General features: G+C 68.3%; 11 protein-coding genes and 2 tRNA genes. 6 read left to right on the top strand and 7 right to left on the bottom strand.

Annotation, left to right across the window (positions count from 1 at the left end; all coding sequences use genetic code 11):
• Window positions 1-185: 185 nt before the first annotated feature.
• Window positions 186-878: a phosphocholine cytidylyltransferase family protein gene (locus CIK77_RS04840; RefSeq protein ID WP_087053583.1), complete on the top strand. Its 693-nt coding sequence runs from the start codon at window positions 186-188 to the stop codon at window positions 876-878.
• 159 nt (window positions 879-1,037) lie between these two features.
• Entirely contained in the window at window positions 1,038-1,340 is a 303-nt protein-coding gene (locus CIK77_RS04835; RefSeq protein ID WP_140403475.1) for a hypothetical protein, read from the top strand.
• Window positions 1,341-1,361: 21 nt separating this feature from the next.
• Here CIK77_RS04835 and CIK77_RS04830 read toward each other — a convergent pair whose 3' ends face one another.
• A complete protein-coding gene (locus CIK77_RS04830; protein ID WP_249268449.1) occupies window positions 1,362-2,585 on the bottom strand; it encodes a CDP-glycerol glycerophosphotransferase family protein in 1,224 nt (407 codons plus the stop codon).
• A 140-nt stretch (window positions 2,586-2,725) separates the two neighbouring features.
• Here CIK77_RS04830 and CIK77_RS04825 point away from each other — a divergent pair, with 140 nt between their 5' ends.
• Window positions 2,726-3,751, top strand: a complete 1,026-nt coding sequence (locus tag CIK77_RS04825) for a glycosyltransferase family 2 protein (RefSeq protein WP_249268451.1) — start codon at window positions 2,726-2,728, stop codon at window positions 3,749-3,751.
• 20 nt (window positions 3,752-3,771) lie between these two features.
• Here the strand turns inward: CIK77_RS04825 and CIK77_RS04820 are convergent, their stop codons facing one another.
• From CIK77_RS04820 to CIK77_RS04810, 3 genes are read right to left on the bottom strand one after another with little or no spacing between them, the layout of a single operon-like run.
• Window positions 3,772-5,241: a CDP-glycerol glycerophosphotransferase family protein gene (locus tag CIK77_RS04820; RefSeq protein ID WP_087053586.1), complete on the bottom strand. Its 1,470-nt coding sequence runs from the start codon at window positions 5,239-5,241 to the stop codon at window positions 3,772-3,774.
• On the bottom strand, window positions 5,238-6,524 hold the full coding sequence (locus CIK77_RS04815) for a CDP-glycerol glycerophosphotransferase family protein (RefSeq protein WP_087053587.1): 1,287 nt from the start codon (window positions 6,522-6,524) through the stop codon (window positions 5,238-5,240). The genes CIK77_RS04820 and CIK77_RS04815 overlap by 4 nt, the downstream gene beginning before the upstream one ends.
• A gap of 50 nt (window positions 6,525-6,574) precedes the next feature.
• The gene (locus CIK77_RS04810; protein WP_087053588.1) at window positions 6,575-8,056 is read right to left on the bottom strand and encodes a S1C family serine protease; all 1,482 of its coding nucleotides are present in this window, start codon (window positions 8,054-8,056) and stop codon (window positions 6,575-6,577) included.
• Between the two features lie 105 nt (window positions 8,057-8,161).
• On the opposite strand from CIK77_RS04810, the gene CIK77_RS04805 reads away from it, so the two are divergent.
• The gene (locus tag CIK77_RS04805; RefSeq protein WP_087053598.1) at window positions 8,162-9,367 is read left to right on the top strand and encodes an aminotransferase class I/II-fold pyridoxal phosphate-dependent enzyme; all 1,206 of its coding nucleotides are present in this window, start codon (window positions 8,162-8,164) and stop codon (window positions 9,365-9,367) included.
• A 71-nt stretch (window positions 9,368-9,438) separates the two neighbouring features.
• Here CIK77_RS04805 and CIK77_RS04800 read toward each other — a convergent pair whose 3' ends face one another.
• Window positions 9,439-10,233 (bottom strand): carbon-nitrogen hydrolase family protein, encoded by a 795-nt coding sequence (locus CIK77_RS04800; protein ID WP_087053589.1) that lies wholly within the window; start codon window positions 10,231-10,233, stop codon window positions 9,439-9,441.
• A 223-nt stretch (window positions 10,234-10,456) separates the two neighbouring features.
• On the opposite strand from CIK77_RS04800, the gene CIK77_RS17875 reads away from it, so the two are divergent.
• Together CIK77_RS17875 and CIK77_RS04790 are read left to right on the top strand one after the other, a co-directional pair.
• Window positions 10,457-10,870, top strand: a complete 414-nt coding sequence (locus tag CIK77_RS17875) for a CidA/LrgA family protein (RefSeq protein WP_212647521.1) — start codon at window positions 10,457-10,459, stop codon at window positions 10,868-10,870.
• Window positions 10,867-11,538, top strand: coding sequence for an LrgB family protein (locus CIK77_RS04790; protein WP_087056314.1), 672 nt, complete (start codon window positions 10,867-10,869; stop codon window positions 11,536-11,538). The genes CIK77_RS17875 and CIK77_RS04790 overlap by 4 nt, the downstream gene beginning before the upstream one ends.
• Before the next feature lie 161 nt (window positions 11,539-11,699).
• Here the strand turns inward: CIK77_RS04790 and CIK77_RS04785 are convergent.
• Together CIK77_RS04785 and CIK77_RS04780 are read right to left on the bottom strand one after the other, a co-directional pair.
• Window positions 11,700-11,773, bottom strand: a tRNA-Met gene (locus CIK77_RS04785).
• A gap of 177 nt (window positions 11,774-11,950) precedes the next feature.
• Window positions 11,951-12,024 (bottom strand) — tRNA-Met (locus CIK77_RS04780).
• Between the last annotated feature and the right edge of the window lie 57 nt (window positions 12,025-12,081).

Genomic DNA, 12,081 nt, shown 5'->3' with positions numbered 1-12,081 from the left:
AGACCGCAGAGTCGTCATCAGAATGTAGCCGATCGGTCAGGGAAATCCGCCAAACCGACGAATGTCCTGCCGTTGTCCAGCGTTCACCGCTACCCTGGGTTGCACACCGTACGGTGAACGGTGCTGGAACGTGCAGTGAACACGCTCCGACGCGCACCGTGCAAACACACGAAAGCTTGAGAACCATGAGCACTCAGATCGTCATTCTCGCCGCCGGCATGGGCACGCGGCTTGGTCGCGCCCTGCCGAAGTCGCTCACGACTCTGAACGACGGCCGCTCGATCATGCAGCAGCAGCACGACAACATCCGCGCAGCGTTCGGCGACGACGCGCATGTGACGGCGGTCGTCGGGTACCGCGCCGAGGAGATCGTCGAGCGCTTTCCTCAGGCCGACTACGTCTACAACGAGCGCTACGACCAGACCAACACGTCGAAGAGCCTTCTGCGCGCCCTTCAGGCCACGGGCCGCAACGGCGTGCTGTGGATGAACGGCGATGTCGTCTTCGATCCGCGCGTCCTCGGCCGTGCGATCGCGCACGTCGAGGCTGACCAGTCGTTCGTCGCGGTGAACACGGCGAAGGTCAGCGACGAAGAGGTCAAGTACACGGTGTCCCGCACGGGCCACATCGATGAGTTGTCGAAGCAGGTCGTCGGCGGCATCGGTGAGGCCGTCGGCATCAACTACATCTCGCGCTCCGACAAGAAGGCACTGATCCGCGGTCTGCAGCGCGTCGACGACCAGGAGTACTTCGAGGGCGGCATGGAGCTCGCGATCGCCGACGAGGGCGTTCGTGTGCTGCCGATGGACATCTCGGATCTCTACGCCGTCGAGGTCGACTTCGCAGAAGACCTCGAACGCGCGAACGAGTTCGTGTAACCCTCACCAGACTCGGCGCCCCGCCGGTGATGCTCAGGCATCGCCGGCGGGGCGCGTCGTCTCCTCACCAGGCGACTCAGCACGACGAGTTATCCACATCCGGATGCCTCAGCGCTGTTTCCCTGCCTGAGCGTCGCAGGTCGTTCATAGCGTCGGGGCATGACGACATCCGCCTCTCCAGGAGAGCCGCCCTGCGGCGTGTACGCGGTGCCGTGGAAGGTCGATCGCAGCGACACCCGGCACCCCGTCGTGACGAACGTCTCGGCTGATGTGCTCGACACCGTGCGCTGCTTCATCGGCGACCGGCACGGCCGCGCCCGCACTGACGGATTCGGGGCGCTGCGGCCGGGTGACGCCGTTCAGGTGTGCCTGTGCCGTGCCGATCTCTCCAGCGCCATCGTGACGCTCGCCTGGTATCGACCAGGAACCGACGAGGAGTTCCTGTGGCGATTCGTCCTGTGACTGCGGACTGCCGTCCGCCCCTCAGGTGCGAGCGCTCCACTCTTCCCACTCGCGCATGAGACGTGCGATCGCCTCATGGAAGCGGCGAGTCGGCGCCCCGCTGCTGGTATCGCCGAAGTAGCGCTGCGACCAGGCCTCGAGGCGGTGGAACGTCTCAGGGTCGTTCTGCACCCGGTCGATGTGCGAGACGATGTCTGCGGCGTCTTCTGCAGTGAGCCATTCGCACGCACCGAGGTATCCGCCCTCGTCGATGCTCGCCCGCTCGTCCTCCGGCCTGGTGATCAGGAGCGGCTTGCCGACGGCGAGCCTGTCGTACACCATCGCCGAGATGTCCGTCACGGCGACATCGGCACCCGCGAGCTGCCAGCCGAGCGATGGCCCGTCGTCGAACACATGCTGTGCCGTCGCGTCGTTCTTGTTCGCCTCGGCGATGGCACGGATGATGCGGCGGTTGGCGTCGCCGAATGCCCGATCGAGCACACCGCTGCGCGGGTGGGGCCGATACACCAGCCGGAACCGGTCGTCGGCGAGCAGAGCGCTCACGAGCTTCTCCCCGTGGCTGAGGATCGAGCCGTAGTGCGCGGCCGGCCGGTCGCCCTCCCACGTCGGCGCGTACAGGATGACGGTGCGTCCGTCCGATTCGTAGGGCGGTTCCCCCGTGTAGTGGTCCGCCTGCGGGCGGCCGATCTCGATCGTGCGCTCGTCGAGATCGTAGGCCCACAGCGTTCGCGACAGCCGCTCGCGGGCCGCCGCACCCGCGACCAGCGCGTAGTCGTACGCCTTGAACTGATTCGTGGTCATGTACATCTTGTCCGACTCGCCGTGATTGATGTACACGTGCCAGCGACGGCCGTACCGGAACATCTGGAAGTTGCGCGCGTTCTGGTTCACGTAGAGGACGATGCGGATGTCCTCGTGCTCCAGGAACTTCTCGATGCCGCGCACCTCGGGTTGGAAGGTCACGGGCAGCTCGCCGTCGTCGATCAGCGCCCGCGCACCGCCGGGATTGCGCGCGATCACCACGACCGGCCACTCCCGTGCGATCTCCTTCAGCGGCGCGTACCACTGGCGCATCTGATACATGTTCACTTCGCTGTCGGCGAAGTAGACCGCGACGGTGAACCTGTTTCGTTCCAGCGGCCCCCTGGCTTTCAGATCGCGGACGACGCTTCGGTACATGAGCCGCATTCGCGCCGCTTTCTGCACCAGCGCAACGGCTTTGCGGACATCACTCACAACAGACACGCGTTCCAGGCTAAGTCGGGAAGAACACCGGGAAGGCATGGGATGATCGTCGAATGGGTAACGATCGTGGTGAGGGCATCGCGCCGAAGCCTCATCGCAGCGCTCCCAGGGTTCCCGCGAGTGCCGGCGTGTCGTTCGTCATGCCCGTTCTCAACGAGCGCGAGTATCTCGCACGCGCGGTCGAGACGGTGCTCGCGCAGGATGTGCCTGGCCCCATCGAGCTCGTGCTCGCCCTCGGCCCTTCCGCCGACGGCACGACGGAACTCGCGGGAAGGATCGCGGCGGACGACGCTCGCGTGCGGCTCGTCGACAACCCGGCCGCCGACATCCCCGTCGGCCTCAATGCCGCGATCCGCGCCAGTCGCTACCCCACGATCGTACGTGTGGACGCGCACTCGGAGCTCGCCGCCGGCTATACGGCGCGCGCGCTCGACACTCTCGACCGCACCGGCGCGGCGAACGTGGGCGGTGTGATGCATGCCTCCGGCCGCACGCCCTTCCAGCGCGCTGTCGCCCGCGCATACAACTCACGCATCGGGCTCGGCGGCGGGGCGTACCATTCCGGTGGTGACGACGGTGAGGCGGAATCCGCCTATCTCGGTGTGATGCGCCGTGAGCCTCTCGAAGAGATCGGACTGTTCGACGAGTCGATCCGGCGCGGAGAGGACTGGGAGCTGAATCTGCGCTTCCGCACCGCAGGGTACCGAGTCTGGTTCGACCCGGACCTGTCGGTCACCTACTGGCCGCGCGAGAGCTGGGCGAGACTGGTGCGCCAGTTCTTCTCGACAGGCACCTGGCGCGGTGAACTCGTGCGACGGTACGGCAGCCGCAACTCATTGCGTTTCTTCGCGCCGCCTGCGCTCGTCGTCGTCGCGTTGTTCGCGCTCGTCATCGGCGCGCTTCAGCTTACGGGGGTGCTGGCCGGGATGTGGTCGGTGCTCGCCTCCGTCGTCTATGTGCCGCTGGCAGCATACGTGCTGCTGATCCTCGCGGTTGCGGTGGGGCGCGGCGGCGGCTCCGGATGGCGGGACAAGCTGTGGAGCGCCGCTGTGCTGCCGACGATGCACCTGTCGTGGGGGTTCGGCTTCCTGCGCGGCGCTGTCACGGGTGCGCGCGACAACGTCGACACTTCGAGGTTGTCCGGCCGCAACACTCCCCTGCCGTAGAGCCTCTCGCAATCGGTCGCCTACGGCGTGATCATCCCTGCATCGATCAGTCGCGCCACAACGCGCTCTGACGCGTGCCCGTCGTCGAGGCGGTTGAACGCGGCCTGCCACGTCGCGTATCTCTCGGCATACTCCGCACGGTCGTGGTCGAGCGCCGTGAGCAGTTCGTCGTAGGAGCGGACGACAGGGCCGGGAGCTCGGGCGAGCAGGTCGAAGTAGAACCCGCGCAGCGCCCCTCGGTAGTGCTCGAGATCGGGCACGAGGAAGTGCATCGGCTTGCCTGTGACTGAGAAGTCGAACATCACCGAGGAGTAGTCGGTGATCAGCGCGTCGGCTGCGAGCATCAGCTCTGCGGTGTCGGAATAGGCGGTCACGTCGATCACGCGAGGCGCCGTCACGTCGTGACCTGGCAGCAGCGTGCGCGTGTGGCCCCTCACGAGGACGACGGCACCCCGTTCGGCGGCGAGGCGCTCCGGATCGACGAAGTCCACCATCTCCTCGCGATCGTCGCGCCAGGTCGGGGCGTACAGCAGCACTTCCTCGTCCGGAGCGATGCCGAGCCGCGCGCGCACCGCTGCACCGTCGCCGGTGGTGAGCACGTCGTTGCGCGGATACCCCTCGACCCACAGCTGCCTGTCGAGCAGAGGCCGCCCGCCGAGGTACGCATATGCCTTCCGCAGCACCCGGAACGCATAGCCGTTCTGCGCGAGAAGCACATTCCAGCGCAGCGACTCGCGCACGACCGCGGCCCACCGTCTGGGCTGGAACCCTCTGCGATGCAGAGCGAGTCGCTTCAGCGGCGTGCCGTGCCAGGTCTGCAGCACGCGCTGGCCGTCACGGCGCACGAACGGTCGCCGCAGCCAATCGTTCACGACCAGCAGTCGTGCCTCGGCCCGCGCCCGCCACCACTCTGGACTGCCGTCGACCACCGCGATCGCGCCGTCCGGCACCTGCACAGAGCGGTCGACGACGCTCCAGTAGCGCGTCACGTGCGGGGCGACGCGCGCGATCTCGCGGTCGATCGCCAGCGGGTTGCACCCCGCGACACGGCCGTAGAAGCTCTCGAAGAACACGGCGTTCTCGAGCCGGTGTGCGCCTGTGTTCCCGCCCATGTAGCGCAGCTCGAGCGCGCGGCTGCCCTCGCCCGATTCGTACGCCGGGTCGATGGGCGGCCAGACCAGCAGCTCGCCGGCGGCCAGCTGCGCGTGGAACAGCTCGAACATCTCTCTGCCGATGGAAGCGTCGGCGCCGAGCTCGGCGCCGCCTTCTGTGGTCAGCGACATCCGGTATGCGCCGCTGGGCGCCGGAAGCGCTGGACCTCCCCAGCGCGAGACGAGGAGGCGGAAGCGCACGCTCCACGTCCCCTCACCGACGGTGATCTCGCCGACGATGCGCGCACGCGCCCCCTCGAGGCACGCACGCTCAGGCGGTGCGCCGGAGCCGGAGACGATGAGCGATGCTCCGCCGATGTCGAACCGCGCCTTCGTCATCCGTGGCTCGTCCCCTCTATTCGCGCCGCGCTGCGTCGCCCGTGTTCGTCCTGATCGACGCGGGCGCGCACCGCGTCGTAGACGCGCCGTGCGTTCCCTCCGTCACAATACGCGTGCACGCGCTCACTCAGCGCCTCCGACCGCGCCACGAGCGCGTCTCGCTCACGTGAATCGCCCAGTACACGGTCGAGGCGCTCGGCTGCCGCGGACCAGTCGCGCGCGTAGTCATCTCCTGCCACGGCCTCGTAGCGTCCGTACAACCCGCGCGTTGCCGCGTACTCCTCGGCATCCGGAGCGAAGTACACGACGGGAAGCGGCACCAGCGCCGCGTCGAACGCGAGCGACGAGTAGTCCGTGATCAGCGCGTCGCACCCGGCGAGCGCCGGAGTGATGTCGCGCAGACGCTCCGCGCCGAGGTCGCGGATGAGCGGGGTCTCGAACGGCGGCTCGTAGCTGCCTGCGCCCAGCCGATGCGAGCGGACGAGCAGAATCGCACCGTGGCGCTCGAGCACGCCACGGATGAGCGCCCACTCCTGCGCCGACGGCACTGCGGGGTCGGCCGCGCCGTCGCGCCAGGTCGGGGCGTAGAGCACGAGTGGCGCGCCATCCGGGATCTCCCCCGCGGCGTCAGCGATGTCGCGCCGCGCCCGTGCCCGTCTCGCATGTGCGTCACCCGTGCTGAGCGGGTCGACGCGCGGCTCCCCCGTGACCAGGACACGGCCGTGCGGGAGTTCGAAGGCGGACTCGAGACGCCCCCGGATGAGGTGGTGCGATGCGGGCATCAGGTCGATGCGCCGTGCGGAGCGTGCGTAGGCGAACGCCAGCAGCGCACTGACCAGGCTCCGCGCGAACGGGACGGGGCTTCGCGTGGTCTCCGATGAGTCCATGCCGATGCGTTTGAGCGGGATGCCGTGCCACAGCTGCACGACGAACGCGCCAGACGCGCCGTAGGGGTTCACGTCGCCGAGCCCGAACGCGACCACGACGACTCGTGCGCGGACGGTTGCCCAGAAGCCTCGCCACGAATCGCGGCGGATCGTGGGGATGCCGATGGCTGCGACTTCCCGCGCCTCAGCATCGTCGGTGACGAGCCAGACCGCGGCGACGCCGTCCTCCTGCGCGACGCGCCATACCTCGAGCGGTCCGTCGCCGATGCCGGCGCCGCATCCGAACACCCAGCGCTCGCCCCTGGGCACGAGAAGCGTGACGAGCCGGCCGAGCGCGTACAGCGGTGCGCGGAGCAGCTTGGCCGCGTTTCCGGCGCGGAACGAGAAGGACGCCACCCCGCGAGCCTATCCGGATCTCGCGGGGCGGCGCCTCAGGCCGATCTCAGTCAGAGCGTGCCGAGGGTCAGGTCGACCGTGTGGCTCTCGCCGTCGCGCACGTAGGTGAGAGTCGCCTCGCTGCCTCCGGACGCCGCGCGCACCTGCGCCGTCAGGTCGGTCGAACTGCGAATCTGCTTGCCGTTGAACTCGGTGACGATGTCGCCTTCCTGCAGGCCGGCGTCCTTCGCCGCACCGTCAGGAAGCTCGACGATCGCGGCACCTTCGACGGTCGCCTCCTCGTAGGCCGATGCCGTCGTGACGCTCGCGCCCAACAGGCCGTGCGTCGCCTCACCGCCGTCGATGATCTCCTGCGACACCCGCTCGGCCACGTTCGACGGGATCGAGAATCCGATGCCGACCGATCCGGATTCGCTCTCCGAGCTGCCGTTCGCTGTCGCGATCGCCACGTTGATGCCGATCAGCTGGCCCTCGCTGTTCACGAGCGGACCGCCGGAGTTGCCAGGGTTGATCGATGCGTCGGTCTGGATGACGCTGAGCGAGATCGACTGCTGCTGTGTGCTCTGCTGATCCTCTTCCTGGCCCGGCAGATCGAAGAACCAGGGCGACTCCTCCTGTTCGCCCTCGTCCTCCTGCGTGTCGGGCGAGTCCGGGGCCGCAGAGGACTGGATCTGGATGCTGCGGTCGAGCGCGCTCACGATGCCGGTCGTGACCGTGTTCGGCAGGCCGAGCGGTGCACCGATCGCGACAGTGGTGTCCCCCACGTTGAGCTTGTCGGAATCGGCGAACTCGATCGGGGTGAGGTCGGAGGCGTCCTTGAGCTTGATCACCGCCAGGTCGTACACGGGGTCGGTCCCGACGATCTCGGCATCGTAGATCGTGCCGTCAGATCCGGTGACCCGGATGGTGCCGTCCGAAGCCGATCCGCCGAGGGTCACCACGTGCGTGTTGGTCAGAACGTAGCCGTCCTCGCTGAGCACCACACCCGTACCGTTGCCCGATTCCTGCCCGTTCGCGACGGTGATCGTCACAGTGCTGGGCATCGCCTCGGTCGCCACGGCGGTCGCCTCGTTGACGGAGCCGGGGTTGTTCACCGTGATCGTCGATGGACCCTCGGATGAGGCCGTGCTCGACGGCTCGCCGCCCCAGATCGCGTTCCCCGCATAGGACCCGCCGAGGCCGGCCGCTCCACCGATCAGCGCCGCGGCGACGAGGAGGCCCGCAACCGCGGTGCCCCGCTTGCGCGACGGGCCCTGCTCTTTCTTCTCACCGACCGCAGTGCCGAATGAGCTGCCGGGCTGTGCCGGCGGGCCGTACGGCGGCAGCGGCTGTGTCGGCTGCTGTCCGATGGGCGGCGTCGGCGGCACCACCTCGGTGTGCTGAGAATCCGTGGGCGCGGCGGGCCGCTGCGCCGCGGCTTCGGCCGCGGGCATTGCGGGGCGCGGCGGGACGGAGCCTGCGCCGCCGCCCGACGTCGGGCCGACAGCGGGTGAGCCGTTATCCGGCTCCTGGTTCGAGAACGAGTTGTCCATCGTGTGCTCCTTCTGACGATTCCCCTTAAGACTGATCCCGAAACCTTTGCGGAACCTATGACTCGGTTCAGATCTGGGAATGAGTCGATGACGTACCGTGATGACATGCCAACCGTGCCTGGCGCCTGGCGGCGCACCGCATCCGGAGCTGGTCTGCTCGGAGACGACGGATCCATCGCTCCCACCATTTTCGCAGAGATGTCGCACCTGGCGGCCGAAACGGAATCGATCAATCTCGGGCAGGGCTTCCCGGATGAGGACGGTCCTGCCGAGGTGCTCGAGGCCGCGCAGCGCGCGATCGCGGACGGGCACAATCAGTACACGCCAGGGCGCGGCGTTCCGGAGCTGCTCGAGGCGATCAGCGAGCACCAGAATCGGTTCTACGGGCTCAGCGTCGACCCCGCCACTGAGGTTCTCGCAACCACGGGAGCGACCGAAGCACTGTCGGCGACGCTGCTGGCGCTGATCGACTCCCCCGAGGACGAAGTCGTGGTGTTCGAGCCCTACTACGACTCCTACGCCGCCTGCGTCGCACTCGCGGGAGGACGCCTGCGGACGGTGCCGCTGCGCCGCCCCGACTTCCAGCCTGACCTGGATGAGCTGGCCGCCGCGGTCACGGACCGCACCAGGGTGATCCTGCTCAATGACCCCCACAATCCGACGGGAGCGGTGTTCACCGCGGAGATCAGACAGCAGATCGCTGATCTCGCCGAACGGCACGACGCCGTCATCGTCACCGACGAGGTGTACGAGCACCTGGTCTTCGACCAGCCGCACGTGCCGATAGCGACGCTTCCGCAGGCCGCCGCCCGCACCCTCACGATCTCCTCGGCGGGCAAGACGTTCCGCGCGACCGGATGGAAGATCGGCTGGGTGTCCGGCCCTGCCGAGCTGATCACAGCGGTGCTCACCGTGAAGCAGTTCCTCACCTTCGTCAACGGCTCGCCGTTCCAACCGGCCATCGCCGCAGGGCTCCGGCTGCCCGATGCATTCTTCGCCGAGCTCCGTGAGGACATGCGCTGCAAGAAGGACTTGCTGGGTGCCGGGCTCCGTGCCGCGGGCTTCGACATCTTCCAGCCGGCAGGCACCTACTTCACGGTCGCCGACGGCGCATCGTTGGGCTTCTCAGATGCGGCGGCGCTGTGCCGTGAGCTGCCGCAGCGTGCGGGGGTCGTCGGCGTGCCGCTGACGGCATTCGTCACAGACGAGAACCGTGCCGACTACGCGAGCCTGGTGCGGTTCGCGGCATGCAAGCGGGTGGACGTGCTCGAGGAGGCCGCCGCACGGCTGGGCCGACTCGGCGCGAGCTGAACGGCAAGGGCGCATCTCACGATCAGACGTCGGCTGCGCAGGTCGCTGCGGCTCGACCTATGAGACGCGCCCTACGCCTCTGGCAGCACCCGGTACCGACGCAGCGACAGGGCGGGGTTCTCACGCCGCGTGGTGGCGATCTTTGCCGGGTCGACCTCCGCGACGGCCACGTCCGTGTCGACGGCGAGGCGCGCGATCGACACACCCTGCGGGTCGATGATCGCGGATGCTCCGACTCCGATGGGTGCCGGGTGGTCGGCGGCGATGACGTACATCGTGTTCTCGATGGCCCGGGCGGTCAGCAGCGTCGACCAGTGGTGCTCCTTGAGCGGCCCGCGCACCCACTCCGCCGGCACGACGGCCGCATCCGCGTCGGCATCGGCGAGCATGCGCGCAACCTCGGGGAATCGCAGGTCGTAGCAGGTCATCATGCCGAATGTGAGCCCGTCGAGCACGAAGGTCTGCGGTTCACCGATCGCACCTGGTTCGATCCACTCGGATTCCCGCTGACCGAATGCGTCGTACAGGTGCTGTTTGCGATAGACGGCGAGGATGCCTGTGGCGTCGACGGCGACCACGGCATTGCGCACTCGCGTCGCGGAGCCCTGTTCCACCAGCCCCGCGACGATCGTGATGTCGAGCTCGGTCGCCAGCTCGCGCAGCCGCGCCGTGAACGGGCCGTCGAGCGGCTCCGCGTTCGCCGCGCAGCGGTCGTCGAGCGGATTGACGAACCAACTGGAGTACTCGGGGAACACCGCCATGCGCGCGCCCCGCGCCACCGCGATGCGCGCCAGCCGCTCGATCTCGTCGAGGTTCGCACCCTTGTCGTCTGTGGGCGCGAACTGAGCAACGGCAACCAGGGTCATGCCCCCACCTAACCACCCCGGCCCCACCCCCGCCAACACCCGCACCTGCGGCCGAGATGCGCACTTCTCGCCGAGATGCGCCGCTTCGGACGCGGCCTCGTCGAAAACGTGCGCATCTCGCGGACGCCCCGCTGCGGATCATCCGGATGTCTCGGTCGCACCTGAGCGGGCACCTGCCATTCGGCTGACAGAATGCACCCAGGTGTTGCCGAAGGAGACGACCGTGGACGAAGCAGACGAAGAACGCACGCCGACGCCGGGAAGCGTGCCGAAGCTGGCCCGCTGGCTGCTGGGTGCGGGGCTCCTGGTGGGCTTCGCGGCCGCAGGCGAAGCGCTCCGCGCGCTGACCCATCTGCCCGTCCCCGGGTCGACGCTGGGCATGATTCTGCTGCTGGCTGTGCTGCTGCTTCCTCTCGGCCGCCGCCTCACGCGCATCATCGCTCCTGCCGCGGACACCCTCATCGCGGTGCTGCCGCTGCTGCTGGTGCCGCTGGCCGTCGGGGTGATCGCCGCCTTCGGGCCGCTCGCCGAGCACGCCATGGCGATCATCGCTGCACTCGTGGTCGGCTGGCTCGCGACGTTCCTCACTGCGGCCTTCACCGCGGACCTGCTGATGCGGCGGGTGCGTCGTTCATGATGTGGGCCCTCGCGCTCACCCTGCTGGTCTGGACGGGCGCCGTATGGCTGGCACGATTCGGACGCGGGTGGGTCAATCCCGTACTCGTCAGCACGATCGTGATCGTGGTCGTTCTCCTCGTCACACGTGCACCGCTGGCCGAGTACCAGGAGGGCACCCTGCCGCTCACGGCCCTCCTCGCTCCCGCAATCGTCGCGCTGGCACTGCCCATCCGGCGCCACGGGCGTGAGCTCGGTCGACTGCTGCCTGCGCTGCTCGTCGCCGGCCTGGTCGGCACGATCGTCGGCATCGCCGCCACCGCGCTCGTGGCATGGCTGCTCGACGTGCCGCACGACATCCTGCTGACCCTCGCTCCCAAGCACGCGACCTCAGCGGTCTCCGCGGCCGTCGCCGGAGTGCTCGGCGTCGACGTATCGCTCGCGGCGGTGTTCTCGATCCTCACCGGCATCCTCGGCGCCGTGGCCGGCCCGCCGCTGCTGCGGCTGCTGCGGCGGAGGGACCCGGTATCGCAGGGGCTCGCGATCGGTCTGTCAGCCCACGCGATCGGCACCGCACGGGCGATGGAGCTCGGAAGGACGACGGGTGCGTCATCGGCGCTCGGCCTCGCCCTGGCCGCGCTGTTCGTCCCCGTCGCGATGCTGATCGCGTCGCTGCTGGGCTGGTTGTAGCCACGACGCCCGGCGTGGAGCTCGCGAGATGCGCCGTTGTCGGTCATCCGCGCGTCCGAAGCGGCGCATCTCGACAAGATGTGCGCATTTCGGCGGACACGTCAGCGAGCGGGAACGACGAAGGCCCGGATCTCGACTGAGATCCGGGCCCTCGTTCTCTGTTGCGGGGGCAGGATTTGAACCTGCGGCCTCCGGGTTATGAGCCCGGCGAGCTACCGAACTGCTCCACCCCGCGGCACATCCACCAGTCTAGACGGGGTGCGGCCAGAAGGCGAATCAGCGGCGGGTCGATCGCGCCGTGTCGGACGGGTGCTTCGTCGAAACGGATGTCCTGACGACATCCGCACATTCGCTGCTCCGCGGGAACGACGAAGGCCCGGATCTCGACTGAGATCCGGGCCTTCGTTCTCTGTTGCGGGGGCAGGATTTGAACCTGCGGCCTCCGGGTTATGAGCCCGGCGAGCTACCGAACTGCTCCACCCCGCGGCACGTCCAATAGACTAACACGCGGGTGAACAGCCGTCGAACTCGGCCCCCTCCGAC

The organism is Microbacterium sp. JB110 (genome assembly GCF_003335195.1).
Taxonomy (GTDB): domain Bacteria; phylum Actinomycetota; class Actinomycetes; order Actinomycetales; family Microbacteriaceae; genus Microbacterium.
The sequence above is the reverse complement of the archived record's forward strand: the minus strand, read 5'-3'. Positions and strand labels throughout refer to the sequence as shown.